The organism is Caulobacter sp. SSI4214, assembly GCF_012184455.1.
Classification (GTDB): domain Bacteria; phylum Pseudomonadota; class Alphaproteobacteria; order Caulobacterales; family Caulobacteraceae; genus Caulobacter; species Caulobacter vibrioides_E.
The window spans coordinates 1-18,274 of the sequence record NZ_SZWJ01000087.1 but is presented as its reverse complement, the minus strand read 5'-3'; the positions used below and the strand labels follow the sequence as shown (position 1 = coordinate 18,274).

At 67.0% G+C, this 18,274-nt stretch carries 18 protein-coding genes; 7 read left to right on the top strand and 11 right to left on the bottom strand.

Going from position 1 to position 18,274, the window contains the following annotated elements; all coding sequences use genetic code 11:
* Nucleotides 1–38: 38 nt before the first annotated feature.
* On the bottom strand, nucleotides 39–1,385 hold the full coding sequence (glmM, locus tag FCU40_RS18905) for a phosphoglucosamine mutase (RefSeq protein ID WP_168077034.1): 1,347 nt from the start codon (nucleotides 1,383–1,385) through the stop codon (nucleotides 39–41).
* A gap of 237 nt (nucleotides 1,386–1,622) precedes the next feature.
* On the opposite strand from glmM, the gene glmS reads away from it, so the two are divergent.
* Entirely contained in the window at nucleotides 1,623–3,446 is a 1,824-nt protein-coding gene (glmS, locus tag FCU40_RS18900) for a glutamine--fructose-6-phosphate transaminase (isomerizing) (RefSeq protein WP_168077032.1), read from the top strand.
* 47 nt (nucleotides 3,447–3,493) lie between these two features.
* Here glmS and FCU40_RS18895 read toward each other — a convergent pair whose 3' ends face one another.
* Together FCU40_RS18895 and FCU40_RS18890 are read right to left on the bottom strand one after the other, a co-directional pair.
* Complete coding sequence (locus FCU40_RS18895; protein ID WP_168077030.1) at nucleotides 3,494–4,894, bottom strand: amino acid permease; 1,401 nt, start codon at nucleotides 4,892–4,894, stop codon at nucleotides 3,494–3,496.
* A gap of 57 nt (nucleotides 4,895–4,951) precedes the next feature.
* Complete coding sequence (locus FCU40_RS18890) at nucleotides 4,952–6,136, bottom strand: cyclopropane-fatty-acyl-phospholipid synthase family protein (RefSeq protein WP_168077028.1); 1,185 nt, start codon at nucleotides 6,134–6,136, stop codon at nucleotides 4,952–4,954.
* Nucleotides 6,137–6,219: 83 nt separating this feature from the next.
* Here FCU40_RS18890 and FCU40_RS18885 point away from each other — a divergent pair, with 83 nt between their 5' ends.
* Together FCU40_RS18885 and FCU40_RS23560 are read left to right on the top strand one after the other, a co-directional pair.
* The gene (locus FCU40_RS18885) at nucleotides 6,220–6,738 is read left to right on the top strand and encodes a GNAT family N-acetyltransferase (protein WP_168077026.1); all 519 of its coding nucleotides are present in this window, start codon (nucleotides 6,220–6,222) and stop codon (nucleotides 6,736–6,738) included.
* Nucleotides 6,739–6,811: 73 nt separating this feature from the next.
* Complete coding sequence (locus FCU40_RS23560; RefSeq protein ID WP_275052061.1) at nucleotides 6,812–8,101, top strand: hypothetical protein; 1,290 nt, start codon at nucleotides 6,812–6,814, stop codon at nucleotides 8,099–8,101.
* A gap of 118 nt (nucleotides 8,102–8,219) precedes the next feature.
* Here the strand turns inward: FCU40_RS23560 and FCU40_RS18875 are convergent, their stop codons facing one another.
* Entirely contained in the window at nucleotides 8,220–8,855 is a 636-nt protein-coding gene (locus tag FCU40_RS18875) for a lysoplasmalogenase (protein ID WP_168077024.1), read from the bottom strand.
* A complete protein-coding gene (locus FCU40_RS18870) occupies nucleotides 8,845–9,255 on the bottom strand; it encodes a YkvA family protein (RefSeq protein WP_004624669.1) in 411 nt (136 codons plus the stop codon). Before FCU40_RS18870 ends, FCU40_RS18875 begins: the two co-directional genes overlap by 11 nt.
* 71 nt (nucleotides 9,256–9,326) lie before the next feature.
* Here FCU40_RS18870 and FCU40_RS18865 point away from each other — a divergent pair, with 71 nt between their 5' ends.
* A complete protein-coding gene (locus FCU40_RS18865) occupies nucleotides 9,327–10,109 on the top strand; it encodes an SDR family NAD(P)-dependent oxidoreductase (protein WP_168077022.1) in 783 nt (260 codons plus the stop codon).
* Nucleotides 10,110–10,236: 127 nt separating this feature from the next.
* On the opposite strand, the gene FCU40_RS18860 is transcribed toward FCU40_RS18865, so the two are convergent.
* The 3 genes from FCU40_RS18860 to FCU40_RS18850 all read right to left on the bottom strand — a co-directional run bounded on the left by FCU40_RS18860 (nucleotide 10,237) and on the right by FCU40_RS18850 (nucleotide 12,008).
* A complete protein-coding gene (locus FCU40_RS18860) occupies nucleotides 10,237–10,827 on the bottom strand; it encodes a hypothetical protein (protein WP_168077020.1) in 591 nt (196 codons plus the stop codon).
* A gap of 95 nt (nucleotides 10,828–10,922) precedes the next feature.
* A complete protein-coding gene (locus FCU40_RS18855) occupies nucleotides 10,923–11,558 on the bottom strand; it encodes a LysE family translocator (protein WP_168077018.1) in 636 nt (211 codons plus the stop codon).
* Nucleotides 11,559–11,600: 42 nt separating this feature from the next.
* Nucleotides 11,601–12,008: an MAPEG family protein gene (locus FCU40_RS18850; protein ID WP_168077016.1), complete on the bottom strand. Its 408-nt coding sequence runs from the start codon at nucleotides 12,006–12,008 to the stop codon at nucleotides 11,601–11,603.
* Between the two features lie 203 nt (nucleotides 12,009–12,211).
* Between FCU40_RS18850 and FCU40_RS18845 the strand changes: the two genes are divergently transcribed.
* Nucleotides 12,212–12,412, top strand: coding sequence for a KTSC domain-containing protein (locus FCU40_RS18845; RefSeq protein ID WP_004624660.1), 201 nt, complete (start codon nucleotides 12,212–12,214; stop codon nucleotides 12,410–12,412).
* 788 nt (nucleotides 12,413–13,200) lie between these two features.
* Here FCU40_RS18845 and FCU40_RS18840 read toward each other — a convergent pair.
* The 3 genes from FCU40_RS18840 to FCU40_RS18830 form a co-directional block, all read right to left on the bottom strand.
* On the bottom strand, nucleotides 13,201–14,427 hold the full coding sequence (locus FCU40_RS18840) for an argininosuccinate synthase (RefSeq protein ID WP_004624658.1): 1,227 nt from the start codon (nucleotides 14,425–14,427) through the stop codon (nucleotides 13,201–13,203).
* A 72-nt stretch (nucleotides 14,428–14,499) separates the two neighbouring features.
* Nucleotides 14,500–14,862 carry a DUF1648 domain-containing protein gene (locus FCU40_RS18835; RefSeq protein WP_004624656.1) on the bottom strand — a complete coding sequence of 121 codons (363 nt, stop codon included), beginning with the start codon at nucleotides 14,860–14,862 and terminating at the stop codon, nucleotides 14,500–14,502.
* Between the two features lie 17 nt (nucleotides 14,863–14,879).
* Nucleotides 14,880–16,859: a potassium transporter Kup gene (locus tag FCU40_RS18830; protein ID WP_004624655.1), complete on the bottom strand. Its 1,980-nt coding sequence runs from the start codon at nucleotides 16,857–16,859 to the stop codon at nucleotides 14,880–14,882.
* A 183-nt stretch (nucleotides 16,860–17,042) separates the two neighbouring features.
* Here FCU40_RS18830 and FCU40_RS18825 point away from each other — a divergent pair, with 183 nt between their 5' ends.
* Both FCU40_RS18825 and FCU40_RS18820 read left to right on the top strand, forming a co-directional pair.
* Entirely contained in the window at nucleotides 17,043–17,489 is a 447-nt protein-coding gene (locus FCU40_RS18825) for an Rrf2 family transcriptional regulator (protein ID WP_004624653.1), read from the top strand.
* Nucleotides 17,490–17,653: 164 nt separating this feature from the next.
* Nucleotides 17,654–18,247: a flavodoxin family protein gene (locus FCU40_RS18820; protein WP_004624651.1), complete on the top strand. Its 594-nt coding sequence runs from the start codon at nucleotides 17,654–17,656 to the stop codon at nucleotides 18,245–18,247.
* Nucleotides 18,248–18,274 lie beyond the last annotated feature (27 nt).

The following is an 18,274-nucleotide window of genomic DNA, read 5'->3' as shown; positions in this document are numbered from 1 at the left end:
CCGGCGGGCACGGCCCCGCCGCCGGACCAGTTGCCCTATTAGGCCGCCTTCACCGCGCTGACGATCGACTTCACGACCTTGCTCACCAGGGCTGGGTCGTCGCCCTCGGCCATGATGCGGATCAGCGGCTCGGTGCCCGAGGCTCGCACCACGATGCGCCCGGCGCCGTTCAGCTGGGCCTCGCCGTCGGCGATGGCTTCCTTCACGGCCTTGGCTTCCAGCGGCTTGCCGCCGGCGAAGCGGACGTTTTCCAGAAGCTGCGGCACCGGCTCGAACTGGCGGCCCAGGGCGCTCATCGGCTTGCAGCTCTCGACCAGCACGGCCAGCACCTGCAGGGCGGCGATCAGGCCGTCGCCCGTCGTCGAGAAGTCCGACAGGATCAGGTGGCCCGACTGCTCGCCGCCCAGGTTGAAGCCGGCCTCGCGCATCCGCTGCATGACATAGCGGTCGCCGACCGAGGTGCGTTCCAGGTTCAGACCCAGGCCGTTCAGGTAGCGCTCAAGGCCGAGGTTCGACATGACCGTGGCCACGACCCCGCCGCCCTTCAGCGCGCCCGCCTTGGCGAAGGCGCCGGCGATGATCGCCATGATCTGGTCGCCGTCGACGACCACGCCCTTCTCGTCGCAGACCACCAGGCGGTCGGCGTCGCCGTCCAGGGCGATGCCTATGTCGGCGCGATATTCGCGGACCATCTTGGCCATGGCCTCGGGATGGGTCGAGCCGCACTCCTCGTTGATGTTGGTGCCGTCCGGATCGACCCCGATCGAGATCACCTCGGCGCCCAGTTCGTAGAGGGCGGTGGGGGCCACCTTGTAGGCGGCGCCATTGGCGCAATCGATGACGATGCGCAGGCCGCTCAGCGACAGGTGGCGGGGGAACGTCGCCTTGACGATCTCGACATAGCGCGCCTGGGCGTCGTCGATGCGCTTGACGCGGCCCAGCTCGCGCGGCGCGGCCAGGCCCTCCTGCAGGCCCTCGTCCATCAGGGCCTCGATCTTCAGTTCCTGAGCGTCCGACAGCTTGTAGCCGTCGGGACCGAAGAACTTGATGCCGTTGTCGGCGAAGCTGTTGTGCGAGGCGCTGATCATCACGCCGAGATCCGCGCGCATCGAGCGGGTCATCATCGCCACCGCCGGGGTCGGCAGCGGGCCGAACAGGCGCACGTCCATGCCCAGGCTGGTGAAGCCGGCGACCAGGGCCGGCTCGATCATGTAGCCCGAAAGGCGAGTGTCCTTGCCGATCACCACGAGGTGGCGGCGCTCGTCCTGCGAGCGGAACAGCTTGCCGGCCGCCAGACCGACGCGCAGGGCCACTTCGGCCGTCATCGGATGCTTGTTGGCCTGGCCCCGGATGCCGTCGGTGCCGAAATAGGCGCGCTTGCTCATGTCGTCTTGTTGTCTCTTCCAGGGCCTTACGGCCAAAAAGGGCGCCGGTGCGGCGACTGTCAGCCCATAGTCTTAATTCCGAGCCAATCCGGAGGGAATGGCTGGCGGCGGATCCGAAACGATCCGAAATGCAGATTTATGAGAGCGGGCCCGCGGGCCAGTGCTAAAGGCCCGCTTCTGAAATTCGCGCGTCGGCGGGCTTGATCCGTCGGCGCGGTCCACAAGGGATCATCGCTTATGTGCGGCATCATCGGCATCGTCGGCAAGCAACCCGTCGCCGAGCGTCTGATCGAAAGTCTCAAGCGCCTGGAGTATCGGGGCTATGACTCCGCCGGCATCGCGGGCGTGGTGGGCCAGGGCAAGGTCGAGCGCCGTCGCGCCCAGGGCAAGATCAAGGCCCTGGAAGCCGTGGTCGCCGAGCAGCCGCTGGTCGCGACCACCGGCATCGGCCACACCCGCTGGGCCACGCACGGCGCGCCCAACGTCAAGAACGCGCACCCGCACACGGCTGGTCGCGTCACCCTGGTGCACAACGGCATCATCGAGAACTTCGCCGAGCTGAAGGCCGAGCTGCTCGCGGCGGGCCGGACGTTCGAAAGCGACACCGACACCGAGGTGATCGCCCAGCTGATCGACGCCGAGCTGGCGACGGGCCTCGCCCCGCTGGCGGCGTTCAAGGCCACGCTGGACCGCCTGACCGGCGCCTACGCCCTGGCCGTGCTGATCGAGGGCGACGACAACCTGATCCTCGGCGCGCGCCGCGGCAGCCCGCTGGTGGTCGGCGAAGGCGAGGGCGAGATGTTCCTGGGCTCCGACGCCCTAGCCGTCGGCCCGTTCACCAACCGGGTGATCTATCTGGAAGAGGGCGACTACGTGGCCCTGACCCACCAGGGTCACGAGATCCATGACGCCTCCGGCGCGCGCGTCCAGCGCGCGGTGCGGGTGGTTCCGGCCTCGGCGGTGATGCTGGAGAAGGGCAATTATCGCCACTTCATGGAGAAGGAGATCCACGACCAGCCGGACGGCTGCCAGCGCACGATCTCGGCCTATGTCGACGCCCTGACCTCGACGGCGGCCGTGCCCGGCGACATCGATTTCGCCGCGCTGGAGCGCATCCAGATCGTGGCGTGCGGCACCTCGTTCATCGCCGGGGTGGTGGGCAAGTACCTGATCGAGCAGCTGGCCGACCTGCCGGTCGATGTCGAGATCGCCTCGGAGTTTCGCTATCGCCAGCCGGCGCTGCGTCCGGGGGCCCTGGTCATCGCCATGTCGCAGTCGGGCGAGACCGCCGACACCCTGGCGGCTCTGCGCTACTGCAAGGCCAAGGGCATGAAGAGCGCGGTGGTGGTCAACGCCCAGGAATCGACCATGGCCCGCGAAGTCGACGTCGTGTGGCCGATCCACTGCGGTCCCGAGATCGGCGTGGCCTCGACCAAGGCCTTCACGGCCCAGGTCAGCGTGATGATCGCCCTGGCCGTCGCCGCCGCCAAGCAGCGCGGCAAGATCGACGACGCCGAGGAGCAGCGCCTGGTCAAGGTGCTGCTGGAGGCCCCGCGCCTGATCGCCGAGGCCATCGGCCTGGAAGACGCCATCAAGGACATCGCCGCCGACGTCGCCAAGGCGCGGGACGTGCTCTATCTGGGCCGCGGGCCCATGTCGGCCCTGGCCCTGGAAGGCGCGCTGAAGCTGAAGGAAATCAGCTACATCCACGCCGAAGGCTACGCCGCCGGCGAGCTGAAGCACGGCCCGATCGCCCTGGTCGACGACAAGACCCCGATCGTCATCCTGGCGCCCTATGACAGCTGGTTCGAGAAGTCGGCCTCCAACATGAGCGAGGTGATGGCGCGGGGCGGCCAGGTGATCTTCGTCACCGACACCGAGGGCGTGAAGCACGCCCCGGCCGGCGCCAAGGTGGTGGTCACGGCCCCGGCCTCGGACCCGCTGGTCTCGACCCTGGTCATGTCGGCCCCGATCCAATTGCTGGCCTACCACGTCGCCGTGGTGAAGGGCGCCGACGTCGACCAGCCGCGCAACCTCGCCAAGTCGGTGACGGTGGAGTAGGGGCGGCTTAGATCCTCCCCCGCGGCGCGGGGGAGGATCTATGGCGTCTAGCCGTTCAGCGCTGAGTTCTTCCGCGAATAGCCGAAGTACACCACGCAGGCTCCCGCGACCCAGACCGCGAACAGCGCCCAGGTGTCCAGCGGCAGCTTCCAGATCAGATAGCCGCAGAAGGCCACGCTGGCGGCGGGCAGCGCCGGAAACAGCGGGACCTTGTAGCCGCGCGGCAGATCCGGCTGGGTGCGTCGCAGGATGATCACCCCCAGCGAGACGATGGCGAAGGCGATCAGGGTGCCCATGCTGGTCAGGTTGACCAGCACGTCCAGCGGCACGAACGCCGCCAGCACGGCGATGAAGGCGGCGACGATATAGGTGTTCAGGTCGGGTGTCCGGGTCTTGGGGTCCAGGCGCTGGAAGAGCTTGGGCAGCAGACCGTCGCGGCTCATGGCGTAGAGGATCCGGGTCTGGCCGTACATCACGACCAGGGTGATCGAGAAGATCGACACGATCGCGCCGACGCACAGCACCAGCGAGGTCCAGGCCTGGCCGGTCAGGTTCCTCAGGATTACCGCCAGGCCCGCTTCCTGGCCGGCGAAGGCGGTCCAGGGCTGGGCGCCGATCGCTGCCACGGCCACCAGGATGTAGATCGCCGTGACGATCAGCAAGCTGAGCACGATGCCCGCCGGCAGGGTGCGGCGCGGATCCTTGACCTCCTCGCCGGCCGTCGAGACCGCGTCGATGCCGATATAGGAAAAGAAGATCGAGGCGGCGGCCGCGCCGACCCCCTTCCAGCCCATCGGCATGAACGGGCTCAGATTGTGGGCGTGGAAGCCCGTGAAGGCCACGACGACGAAGAACACCAGGATGGCTAGCTTCAGCACCACCAGGATGGCGTTGATCGTGGTCGATTCCTTGACCCCGCGCAGCAGCAGCACCATGCAGGCCCCGACCAGCGCCACGGCCGGCAGGTTGAACACCCCGCCCGCGCCGGGGGCCTTGGCGATGACGTCGGGCATCTTCCAGCCGACGAGATCCGTCAGCATCTCGTTCAGATACTGCCCCCAGCCGACCGCGATGGCCGAGGCCGAGACGGCGTATTCCAGCAACAGGCACGCGCCGACGACGAAGGCCACGAACTCGCCCAGGGTGGCGTAGGCGTAGGAATAGGATGAGCCGGACACCGGGATGGTCGAGGCCAGCTCGGCATAACATAGGGCAGTCAGGGCGGCCGTGATCCCGGCCAGCACGAACGACAGGATCACCGCCGGCCCCGCCGCCGGCACGGCGGTGGTCAGGGCGACGAAGATGCCGGTGCCGATGGTCGCGCCAACGCCCAGCATGGTCAGCTGGAACAGGCCGATCGAGCGATGCAGGTGCTCGGGCGGATGCTCGCCTTCGATCAGCGCGACGGGCTTGCGGCGCAGAAGGTCGGCCGCGCGGAACTGGCCCATGAGGCGATCCTCTGAAGATACGTCAAGCGGCGCCTATGGACGCCGCCGTCCCCGGCGTCAACCGGCCGCGCCCTTCAGCAGATAGTCCCGCGTTAGCGGCGTCCCGTCGCGCCGCTTGGCCAGCTGGATCTGGAAGACCATGTGGCCGCCGTGCCGGAAGCCCAGTTCCGCCCCGGCCAGGTAGAATTCCCACATCCGCCGGAAGCGGGCGTCGAACATCGTCGGGATGTCGGGATCGGCCATGAAGCGCTGGCGCCAGATGCGGCAGGTCTCGGCGTAGTGCAGACGCAGGATCTCGATGTCGGTGATCCACAGGCCCGCCTGCTCGATGGCCGCGACGATCTCGGAGAGGCCCGGAATGTAGCCGCCCGGGAAGATGTACTTCTGGGTGAAGGCGTTGGTCGCGCCGGGGCCGTGCATCTTGCCGATCGAATGGACCAGGGCCACGCCGTCGTCGGTCAGCAGACGGTTGATGGTCTCGAAATAGGTCCGGAAGTTCGGCGCGCCGACGTGCTCCAGCATCCCGACCGAGACGACGCGGTCGAACGTCTCGTCGAGGTCGCGGTAGTCGGTCAGCCGGAAGTCGATCCTGTCGGACAGGCCGGCCTTCTCCGCGCGCTCGCGGGCCAGGGCCAACTGCTCGGTCGACAGGGTCACGCCGGTCATCCGGGCCCCGAAGTCCTTGGCCAGGGTCATCGAAAGACCGCCCCAGCCCGAGCCGATGTCCAAGGTCTTCATGCCCGGCTGGATCAGCAGCTTGCGGCCGATCAACGCCTTCTTGGCGGCCTGCGCCTCCTCCAGCGTCATGTCCGGACGCTCGAAATAGGCGCAGCTGTACTGCATGTCGACGTCGAGGAAGCGGCGGTAGAGGTCGTTCGACAGGTCGTAGTGGTGGGCGACGTTCCTACGCGATGCGACACGGCCGTTGACCTGCTGCACCCGCCGCTTCAGCGCCTTGCGAAAGCGCGACAGGGCCGAGCCGCGCTTGGGCGTTCGTCCGCCGCTCTCGCCGACGATGGTCAGCAGCTGGTCGATCGAGCCCTGTTCGAAGACGATGTCGCCTTCCATGTAGCCTTCGCCGAGACCCAGGCTGGGATTGGCCAGGCGACGTAGGCCCCGACCATTGATCCGGATCACCACCGGCGGTCCCGAGCCGTCCCCCGCCTTGATCACGCGACCTCCGGGCAGATGCGCCGTCAGGTCGCCAGTCTTGATCATTTTGCTGAGCAGGGTTTCGATCATGTCTCGCAACTTAAGGCGAAGTCGCCCGGGAACAACTGGTCGAAGAGATCAATGACGCCAATCGTCTCGACACGGAGCGGCCGATGAATCCGAAACTGGTCGTCGAGCGGGCGCGCGCCGACGAGGCGCCGATCATCGCCAATCTGATGCAGCTGTACTTTCATGACTTCTCGGCGCTGTGGTTCGACCGCGAGGCTGAGGGCGAGCTGGGGCCGGACGGACGCTATGCCGACTATCCCTGTCTCGACGCCTATTGGCGGGAGCCCGAACGGACGCCGTGGCTGTTCCGGATCAAGGGCCTGCCGGTCGGCTTCGCCCTGGTCAACGACCACGCCCACTCCCCGACTCCGGTCGATCGCTCGGTGGCCGAGTTCTTCGTGGTCCGCAAACATCGCCGCAAGGGCGTCGGCGAGGCGGCGGCGCACGCCCTGTTCGCCTCGGCCTGGGGGGTCTGGGAGGCCGCCGTCGTCCGCCGCAACACCGGCGCGCTGGCTTTCTGGCGCCGCGCCGTGGCCCGCTATCCGGGCGTGCGGGACATCGTCGAGGAAGATCGCCGCGACGCCCAGTGGGACGGGGCCGTGCTCCGGTTTCGCGTGGGGTAGGCGGACAAGGTCTAGACGGGCTAGGCCGGCGCCCCTATTCAAGGTTGAACTTTATAACCTTGGGGGGAGTCGCGTGGCCAATCTGTTGCTCGGACCGGGCGTCTCGGTCGATTTCCTGGATCTTGGAACCTATGGGCCGGCGCGCCCCGCGCCGACGTCTAGGACATCGACGCGCTTTGTCATCGACTACGGCGACGGCTCTGTGGAGGAATATACCGGCTCCGGGTTCTCCTATGGCGCGAACGGCTATCCGACTGGCGGTACGATCACGGGCATGAAGGCGACGGACGCCGGTGACCTGGTGTTATCCATCACCGACGTCTCGCTCTCGGCGGCGACCTTGATGGGTTACTTCAAGACGGGCAACGATCAGGCCGCCCAGGCCTACATCTTCGCCGGCGCCGACCACATGGTGGGTGGAGATGACGCGGACTCCATTCGCGGCTTCACCGGTGACGACTATATCGAGGGCAAGGGCGGCAACGACATCCTCTATGGGGATGCGGGCGACGATACGATTGACGGGGGAACCGGAAACGATATCGCCGGCTTCTCGGGCGCGCTGGCCAACTACAAGATCACCAAGAGCGGCGCGAATTGGATCGTCAGCGATACGCGGGCCAACGGCAGTCAGGGAACCGACACCCTGATCAACATCGAGCGGATGAAGTTCGATGACCGGACCTTGAACGTCTTCGCCTATAGCAGCCAGATCGACACTGCGGCGGCGAATATCCTGCGGACGACCGTGACCACCGACACTTCGCTCCTGGTCGGCAACGGCGCAAAGACGACCAGCCAGGGCATCGCCGATATCATCAAGGCGGCGGCCGCGACGACGAGCGTGGCGATCCTGGCCTATCAGTTCTTTACCGGGAAAATTCCGGGCCAGGCGGGGATCGACTATCTGGTTTCGGCGACCGGCCCCAACGCCAACAACCTCAACAGCGTCTACTACCAGTCGTTCAATCTGGAAAACCGCTACATCAATTTCGCGGTGAACCTGGGCAAGAACGGAGAGGGCAAGGCCGCCTTCACCACCAAGTACGGTGGTCTCAGCCTCTTCGACGCTACGCGCGAAGCTTACAAGGCCATCTTCGGCGGTGCGCCGACCGACGCCAAGGTTCACGCCATGATCGACACCCGGGTCGACTATTTCGCCAGCTACGGTGGCGATGGCGCGAACGGCGTCGGGACCAAGGCGGCGATGGTCGGCTGGCTGCTGGCCGAGGCGGTCAAGGCCGACGTCGGCATGTACGCTAAGGCTAACGACGCCTTCCTCACCGATCTCGCCGACGGCGCGACCTTCGCCGTGGACCTTATCGGTGTCTATGGCGCGGCGGCCTACGCCTACGCCGGCTAAGGGGCGCGAGGCAGGCGTCGGGCGCGACCTCCAGCGAGGCGCTAGCGCCGCCCCGACTTAGTGATCAGCGGGGCGTGCGTGGACCGCCGAGGCGGCCGCGATCATGGCGCCTTGAGTCTCAGCTTAACATGCCGTGGGTGATGCCGGCCTGGCCGCCCCAATACAGGAACCAGATCGCCCAGGCGGTCAGGCGAGGCGATCCCAGCAGCTTGGTCGACTTGAAGAGGTCGAACGACAGGATGGCGTCCGAGGCCATGAAGGCCAGGGCTCCGGCGGTGGTGGCCCACGCGCGGCCGGGCAGCAGCAGGCTGGTGACGGTCATCGCCACGATGGCCAGCACATAGACGATCACCGGAAGGCGCAGCGCGCCCAGCGATCCCCACAGCGCGCGCAGCATCAGGCCGGCGACCGTCCCGATCGCCGCGGCGGCGGGCCAGAACCAGACCGGCGGGGCGCCCGCGCGATCCAGGAACAGCGGAACATAGGTCAGGTGGCCGGCGAGGAAGGCGATCAGACCGAACGGCAGCCAGCGCTTGGGATCGCCCGCCAGGAAGGCGTCGCCGATCGCGCAGAAGGCCAGGGCGAGGGCCAGCAGCATCGAGCCCTCGTCCAGCCAGGCCAGCACGGCCAGGGCCGCGACGGCGCTGGTCTTGACCACGGTGCGCTGGGCGGACGGCGCGTGTTCGGAGAACACCAGGCCATAGGCCAGGGCGCCGCCGGCGGCGATGGCCCAGAGGATGGCTTCAGGGCTCATCGGACAGGCGTTGGAGGAAGGCCTGGGCGGCTTCCTTGTGGCGGGGCTTGAGGGTCTTGCCGACGATGGCCATGACCGCGGCGATCACGGCCGCGTCGTCGGTGAAGCCGATCACCGGCATGACGTCCGGCAGGGCGTCGATCGGCAGGACGAAATAGGCCAGGGCCGCCAGCACCATGCCCTTGGCCGCCGCCGGGGTTTCCGGATCGCGGGCGCACCACCACAGCGAAAGGGCGTCGGCGGCGAACGGGATCTTCCCCGCCACCTTGCGGATCTTTGGCAGGAAGCCGCGTCGGACCCGTTCCTCGTTGACGCGCACGGTGGCGGGAACCAGCGCCTTGGCGGGGTCCAGCACCGCGTTGACGTTTACGTCGGGGGACGGTTTGGCCTGGGCGCTCATCGGTTTAAATCCTCGCTCGATCCAATCCTAAACGCGAACCCATAAAACGCGAAGCTTAAGGGGAAACGCTCATGAAACTGGACAACACCGTCGCCGCCGTCGTCACGGGGGGCGCTTCGGGGCTGGGCGAGGCCACCGCTCGCGCCCTGGCGGCCCAAGGGGTGAAGGTCGCGATCTTCGACATGAACGAAGCGCGGGGCGAAGAGGTCGCCAAGGAGATCGGCGGGGTGTTCTGCAAGGTCAACGTGACCAGCGACGCCGATGTCGACGCCGGCTTCGAGAAGGCCCGCGCCGCCCACGGGCAGGAGCGGATCCTGGTCAACTGCGCCGGCACCGGCAACGCGGCCAAGACCGCCAGCCGCGACAAGGCCACCGGCGAGACCAAGCACTTCCCGCTCGACGCCTTCGACCGCATCATCCAGATCAACCTGGTGGGCACGTTCCGCTGCATCGCCAAGTCGGCCAAGGGGATGCTAGACCTGGAGCCACTGGAGGACGGCGAGCGCGGCGCGATCGTCAACACCGCCTCGGTGGCGGCCGAGGACGGCCAGATGGGCCAGGCGGCCTATTCGGCGTCGAAGGGCGGCGTCGTGGGCATGACCCTGCCGATCGCTCGCGACCTGATGGGCGAGGGCATCCGCGTCAACACCATCCTGCCGGGGATCTTCAACACCCCGCTGATGAACGGCGCGCCCGAGGCGGTGAAGGCGGGCCTTGCGGCCTCGGTGCCGTTCCCCAAGCGCCTGGGCAACCCCGAGGAATACGCCCAGCTGGCGGTGACCATGATCACCTGCGGCTACTTCAACGGCGAGGACGTCCGCCTCGACGGCGGCATCCGCATGGCCCCGCGCTGATACGAAAAGCCCTCCCCCTTGATGGGGGAGGGTTTGGGCGGGGGTGGTAGGGCGTTGCAAGTGGAACCGCCGCATCACCCCCATCCCCGACCCTTCCCCCATCAAGGGGGAAGGGAGCCTTTGGTCCTTACTTCCCCGGCGCCGGGCGCTGGATCGTGCTGGCCAGATTGGCCATGATCTCGCGGGCGTCATAGGCGCGCGGGTCGCCTTCCGGCTTCTTGCCCTTGTGCATCACGATCTCGGCGGCGGCCTCGAACTTCTCGACCGTGCGGATCTCGGCGCGGTCGGCCCAGAAGGGGTCACCCCAGAAGGGGTCCCACGAGCGCCAGCCATAGTGCGGGCCATAATAGCGCCAGGCCGGACGCCAATAGCCGTAGGGACCCCAGCCGAAAGCCGGGCGGGCCAGCGGATCGGGCTCGACATAGGTGCGGGCGGTGCGCTCGGTGCGATGGTCGGCCGTCTCGAACCAGTCATAGCCCTGCTGAGTGGTCAGCTCGGCCGACCGGTACAGCAGATAGCGCTCGACCGTCTCGCGCGAGGTCAGGCTGTTGCCGGCGAACGACACGCGGTAACGGTCGCCCTCCAGACGCTGTTCCGAGAACCCGCCGGTCGTCGCGCCCGACGTCACCTTAGGCTGGTAAGGCGTCGGCGTGGCGCAGGCGGACAGCCCGGCGGCGATCGCCAGAGCGGCGACCAAGGCGACCTTCTTCATGGACATGGTTTGCTCCTTCACGCGGAGTCCTCTGAGTTTAGACTCAACTCTGGCCGCCCATTGTGGTTTCGCCAAGGCGCAGTTTGCAACGGGCCTGAAATCTATCGACCTCGCGACAGGATCAAGCCCGCCGCGGTGATCAAGAGCACGCCGACCAGGATGGCGAAGCCGCGCCGAAAGCCCGGCGCGTTTATCCGCGTCGACAGCGCCGCGCCGCCCAGGCCGTAGGCGGACATGCTGACCAGATCCATGCCGATGGTGGCGCAGGCGAACATGATCAGCTGCGGAACCAGCGGCCGCTTGACGTCCAGGAACGGCGGCAGCACGGCCGAGAAGAACAGCAGGATCTTTGGATTGGCGATCTGGACCATGAAGCCGTCCAGAAACGCCGAACGACCGGCCCGCACGCGCGCCGAGGCGTGGCGCTCGACGTCCTTGATCCCGGCCCAAAGGGATGTGAGGCCCAGCCAGACCAGATAGGCCGCGCCCACCAGGGCCAGGACGTGGAAGGCCTTGGGAAAGGCCAGGATCAGCGCGCCCAGTCCCAGGGCCGAGCAGGCGAACCAGACCAGGGTCGCGGCGTTCATGCCGACCACGCCCCGCAGGGCCGCGCCCTTGCCGCGTTCCATGCCCGTGGCGATGGCGAACAGGTTCGCCGGCCCCGGCGTGATGGCCAGGACGAACATGGAGACCAGGAAGGCCCCGTAGCGGGCGGGATCGACGGGAAGAGCGCTCATGGCGCGGGTATAGGCCCCGGGCCAGGCGGCTCAAAGATCCCGCTAGCCCCCGATGACCATCAGCACGTAAACGGCCCGGCCCAGCGCGCCTAACAGCAGGACGCCGGTGGCCAACGCCTGGATGATGAAGCCCAGCTCGCGCTTCTTCGGATCGGCGGCGTAGCCGAGGGCGTAGACGATCCGGCCGATCATCCAGACCACGCCGAGCGCGGCGGCGACCCGGTCGTTCCAGTACAGGGCGAACAGCCACAGCGAGGGCAGGTAGATGACCAGCCACTCGACGGTGTTGGCCTGGATGCGCAGGTGCCGCTCAAGCTCCGGGTGGCCGGTCATGGCGGGCGCGTCGATGCCGGTGCGCCGACGCGCGCCGCCGATGCGCAGGATCATCCAGACGTAGACGAGCAACGAGACCAGCGTGACGATCGCCGCCAGCGCGTGGGATTGATTCATTTTCGTTTTCCTCCCCGGGGCCGCTTCGGCGGCTACGGGATGACCCTAGCGGGGTTCATCCGGAATTTGCATCCCCTGGCGCGCGCGATACGCCGTCCTCAGCGCGGGTCGTCCATGGAGCGCCAGCCGGGTTCGGGGAACCGGGCCAGGGCTTTATCCGCTCCTAGGTCTGACGATCCCATTGGCGAAAGGCTCGACAGGCCATGCATGTGGACTCCACGGCGATCCGGGAGATCGATTACGCCCCTGAACACGGCAAGCTGTTCGTCACCTTTCTGGATGGCGACGCCTACGTCTATGTCGGCGTCCCCGAACGTATCAGCCAGGCGTTCATCCGCGCCCCGTCGAAGGGGCGGTTCTTCCAGCGGATGATCCGGGACCGGTATCCGTATAATCGGGTTTAGGGCGGTGCGCCAAATCCCTCTCTCATGGAGAGAGGGAGGGGCCCGCCGCGAAGCGGTGGGAGGGTGAGAGGCGTGCGCTTTCCGGAGTTTGCTCTGGGCGGAAGGGCGCCTTCTAAGTATCGATCGCGGTTACCCTGCAGGATCGGCTCAGGTCTGGCGTCGTCATATCGCACGATATCCTAACGGTCCGGGGAAAGGCTGGTCCACGCCAGACAACATACCCGATCACAGGGTTGGCGCGCCCGTCGATCCGTCGAACTTGGAGGCTCTGTTGGCGCGGCAAGCCCAACTTGAGTTCATGCCGGGCGGCGCTAGACACGCACGCTCCGTCAGTAATCTCGCAGCCCGCGATGCACTCGTCGGCAGCCAGGGTTCCTGTCCGGAGCGGATCACGGCCATGCTCCCCATAGATGACCATCAACTGGGAGGCGCCGCCCGTGTTCTTGTTGCCGGTCTCGACCACAACCGCGGGCATTACGGGCCGCCAGTAGAGATCCCTTGCGGCGTAAGCGACGCAGCCGAGGAACAAGAAGATGGCGAGAGTTAAGAAGCGCGTGAGCAAAGCAAACAAATCCCCCTCAGGTTGAGTTTGGTCTTTGTAACGCCGCAGAGCCGCAGGCAGCAACGGGTCTTGGCCCGCCAGCCTCGAAACCTCTCACCCTCCCATGCTTCGCATGGGCCCCTCCCTCTCTCGAAGAGAGAGGGATTTGGCTCGCGGCCGCCGCGCGAAAGAAAAGGGCGCCGCGAGTTTCCCCGCGACGCCCCCTGTCGTCTTTCTCTAACCCCGCCTACCCGCGCTTATCCCGCTTGGCCAGGACCCGCAGGCGCAGGGCGTTCAGCTTGATGAAGCCGCCGGCGTCGCGGTGGTCGTAGGCGACCTTGCCTTCCTCGAAGGTGACCAGATCCTGGTCGTACAGCGAGTAGGGGCTGGTGCGGCCGATGACGGTGACGTTGCCCTTGTAGAGCTTCACGCGGACCTGGCCCGCGACCTTCTCCTGGCTGTAGTCGATCGCCGCCTGCAGCATCTCGCGCTCGGGCGAGAACCAGAAGCCATTGTACACCAGCGTGGCGTACTTCGGCATCAGCTCGTCCTTCAGGTGCATGGCGCCGCGGTCCAGCGTGATGCTCTCGATGCCGCGGTGGGCGGCCAAGAGGATCGTGCCGCCGGGGGTCTCGTAGACGCCGCGCGACTTCATGCCGACGAAGCGGTTCTCGACGAGGTCCAGACGACCGATGCCGTTGTCGCGGCCCAGTTCGTTCAGCTTGGTCAGCAGGGTGGCCGGGCTCATCTTGACGCCGTCGATGGCGACGGGGTCGCCCTTCTCGAAGTCGATGGTGATGATGGTCGGCTTGTCCGGCGCGTCTTCCGGCGCGATCGTGCGCATGTGGACGAACTCGGGGGCTTCGACCGCCGGGTCCTCCAGGACCTTACCTTCCGACGAGCTGTGCAGCAGGTTGGCGTCGACGCTGAACGGCGCCTCGCCGCGCTTGTCCTTGGTGATCTGGATTTGGTGCTTCTCGGCGAAGTCCAGCAGGGCCTCGCGGGACTTGAAGTTCCATTCGCGCCAGGGGGCGATCACGGTGATGTCGGGCTCGAGGCCGTAGTAGCCGAGCTCGAAGCGCACCTGGTCGTTGCCCTTGCCGGTCGCGCCGTGGCTGACGGCGTCGGCGCCCATCTTGCGGGCGATCTCGATCTGCTTCTTGGCGATCAGCGGACGCGCGATCGAGGTGCCCAGCAGGTACTGGCCTTCATAGACGGTGTTGGCGCGGAACATCGGGAAGACGAAGTCGCGGACGAACTCCTCGCGCACGTCCTCGATGAAGATGTTCTCGGGCTTCACGCCGGCCGCCAGCGCCTTGGCGCGCGCCGGTTCGATCTCTTCGCCCTGGCCCAGGTCGGCCGTGAAGGTGATGACCTCAGCGCCGTACTCGGTCTGCAGCCACTTCAGGATGATCGAGGTGTCGAGGCCGCCCGAATAGGCGAGCACGACCTTCTTCACGGACTTGTCGGCCATGAGGGGGTCCTTCCGGAGAGAAACACAAAGTCGCGCGCCTTCAACGGCGAAAGATCGCGCGGGTCAAGAAGTTTAAAGCTGACCCTCGTCCTGCAACGTCTTGATGACGAAGCGCAGGTGGAAAAGCTGGCTCAGGCCGAGGCTGGCGGCCAGGGTGGCGCGGACCAGGAAGATCACCAGCGCGCGGGTCGGATCGGCCGTGAAGGTGGCCTGGGTGATCGTGAACGACAGCAGGACCGCGATGGCCACGGCGGGAATGGCCAGCAGGCCCACGGCCTTGGGCGCGCGCCAGGTCGGCTTGCCGTCGAAGCCCCACTGCATGGGCACCTCGACGCCTTTCGGGATCCGTTTCCACGCGCCTTGGGCCGTGGCGGCGATGATGGCGAGGGCGGCGATCGACAGACCATCGCCCAGCACGCGCAGGGTCGTTTCCATAAGCTTGTATCTTACCCCTAAACCGTCACCTGCGCGCCCAGCTCGACGACGCGGCCGGGCGGGATCTTGAAGAAGTCGGTCGGGTTGGCCGCGTTCTTCATCAGATAGATGAACAGCCGGTCCTGCCACAGGGGCATTCCGCTGTTGGCGGACGGCACGATCGAGCGCCGGCCCAGGAAGAAGCTGGTGGCCATGATGTCGAATTTCAGGCCCTGCTTGCGGCAGACCGCCAGGGCCTTGGGAATGTTCGGGCTTTCCATGAAGCCGTAGGTGACGACGACCTTCTTGAAGTCGTCATTGACCTTCTCGATCCGGACACGGTCGTCCTCCAGCACGCGCGGCGTCTCGGCGGTGCGGACGGTGAGGATGACGTTGCGCTCGTGCAGCACCTTGTTGTGCTTGAGATTGTGCATCAGGGCGACCGGCGTCATCTCCGGATCCGAGGTCAGGAAGATCGCCGTGCCGGGCGCGCGGTGCGGCGCGCGGGCGCGAAGGATCTCCATCAGGTCGATCAGGGGCACGCTGTCGCGGCGGGTCTTGGCGGTCAGGATCGCGGCGCCGCGCGTCCAGGTCCACATGACCAGCACCAGCACGCCGCCGAACGCGAGGGGCAGCCAGGCGCCGTCCGGGATCTTCAGCATGTTCGAGGCGATGAACACCGAATCCAGGGCCGCCAGCGGGATCAGCAGCAGACCGGTCTGAGCCAGGTTCCACTTCCAGATCCGGCGGATGACGACATAGGCCAGCAGGGTGTCGACGAACATCGCGCCGGTGACCGCGATGCCATAGGCGCTGGCCAGCTTGTGCGAGCTCTGGAACATGAACAGCAGCGCCAGTACGCCGACCAGCAGGAACTGATTGACCGCCGGCACGAAGATCTGGCCGGCCTGGGTCTCGGACGTGCGCTTGATCTCGATGCGCGGCAGCAGGCCCAACTGCACCGCCTGCTGAGTCATCGAGAAGGCGCCGGTGATCACCGCCTGGCTGGCGATGACGGTGGCGATGGTGGCCATGATCAGCACCGGCCAGTAGGCGAAGCCGGGCACCATTTCCCAGAACGGATTGTGGCGGGCGGCGGGGTGGTGCAGCACCAGGGCGCCCTGGCCCAGATAGTTGAGCGCCAGGCAGGGAAAGACCAGGCACAGCCAGGACGCCTGGATCGGACGCTTCCCGAAATGGCCCATGTCGGCGTACAGCGCCTCGGCGCCGGTCACGACCAGGAAGACGCTGCCCAGGATCACGAAACCCAGGAAGCCGTTCTCCAGCAGAAAGCGCACGCCATACCAGGGATTGACCGCCCGGAAGATCGACGGATCGTCGGCCAGGTGCAGCGCGCCCAACGCGCCCAGGATCAGGAACCACGCCGCCGTGAACGGCCCGAACAGCGAGGCCATGCGATGGGTGCCCTTGGCCTGAACCAGGAAGAGGGCGATCAGGATGCCAGCCGAGATCGGCAGGATGTAGGGCGACAAGGCCCGGCCCACGTGCGGCGCGTCCTTGAGGCCTTCGACGGCCGACAGGACCGAGATGGCCGGCGTGATGATGCCGTCTCCATAGAACAGCGCCGCGCCGACCACGCCCAGGAAGAAGACGGCGACCGAGCGCTTGCGGCCGCCGCCGCCCAGCGCCTTCTGGGCCAGCGCCATCAGGGCCAGGGTGCCGCCCTCGCCTTTGTTGTCGGCCCGCATGAAGAAGATCACGTACTTGATGGTGACGAACAGGGTCATGGTCCAGAGCACCAGCGACACCACGCCTAGCACCGCGTGCTCGGAGGAGGCGGTGGCGCGCGAGTGGGCCAGGGCCTCGCGCAGCGCGTAGAGGGGGCTGGTGCCGATGTCGCCGAACACCACGCCGATCGAGCCGAGGGCTAGGGCCAGGAATCCATGACCCTTGGGGTCGTGGCCCGCGCCATGCGCGCCGGAACCGTCCTGTCGCGGGATCTCTGACGGTGGGGGCGCGTCATCGAGATTGGAAGCGCTGGACGCCTCGGAAGCCATTCAATCCCTCCGGGGCCTCGCGCAACGCTGGCGGGCGACCCATGTCGACGACGGGTGGCGCGATACACGCGATCCGCGCCGCGTTCAATCATCCCCCAACGTCCGTCTCCGCGGGACGTCATTCCCGAGGATGGACAGTTTTCAGTTGAACGCGCGAACGGCGACCTTACGTTCCCGTATGAGATGTCCGACAGTCAGAAATTCCCCGTCGCGGCCCATGTCCTGGCCTACCTCGCGCACAAGGCGGCGTTTTCCGCCGACCGCGCCGTGGCCAGCGCCGAGCTGGCGGCCTCGGTCCCGACCAATCCGGTCGTGGTCCGCCGGGTCACCGCCATGCTGGGCAAGGCGGGACTGCTGGGCGCGCGGGCCGGCGCCAATGGCGGCGCCTGGCTTCTGAGGCCGGCCGACGAGATCTCGTTGGACATCGTGCTGCGCGCCGTGAACGGCTGCGCGCATCTTGGGGTCGCGCCGAAGGGCGTGAAGGGCTGTCCGGTCGGCGAGAAGATTCCCGACGCCGTGCGCTCGGCGATCCAGGCCGCCGACCGCGCGGCGCACGAGCGCCTGGCGCGGATCACCGTGGCCGATCTTCTGAATGGCGCGCACGAGAGCGCCGCCGCGGCCGCCGAATAAGGCCCGCCGCTGCCGTTCGCCGCCGCGATTCTTCGCTTCCAGCGCGGCTGAAATCGATCCCCAGAAAAATTGCAACGATATCTGTTGCCGAAGGTCTGGCGTTACCGGTTTTCGCCATTAGGTAACCGCTACCGTTTCAGTTCCGAAGCGAGGGATTTTTGATCATGACGACCGTCGCCATCCCCTATCATTCCGGTTATGGCCACACCGAGGTTCTGGCCCAGAAGGTCGCCGAAGGCGTCCGCGACGCCGGCCAGACCGCCGTGCTGCTGAAGATCGAAAGCGCCAGCCAGGACTTCGCGCCCTTCATCGAGGAGATCACCAAGGCCGACGCCGTGATCTTCGGCGCGCCGACCTACATGGGCGACGTCTCCGGCGTGTTCAAAGTGTTCGCCGACGCCACCGCCGGCGTCTTCTTCAGCGGCGCCTGGAAGGATAAGCTGGCCGCCGGCTTCACCAACTCGCACAGCTTCGCCGGCGACAAGGGCCACGCGCTCGCCAGCCTGACGATCCTGGCCGCCCAGCACGGCATGAACTGGATCAATCTCGGCCTCGCCCCGCCGAACGTGACGGCGGCCGAGCGTGGTCCCGACGCCCTGAACCGCGTCGGGTCGTTCCTCGGCGTCGCCGCTCAGTCCGACAACGCCTCGCCGGAAGTGACCCCGCCGGCCGGCGACCGCGAGACCGCCCGCCTGCTGGGCGAACGTGTCGCCAAGGCCGCCGTGCGCTGGGCCGCCGGCGCGAGCGCTGCCGCCTAGAGCCTTATCCGCTCGAATGGAATCATT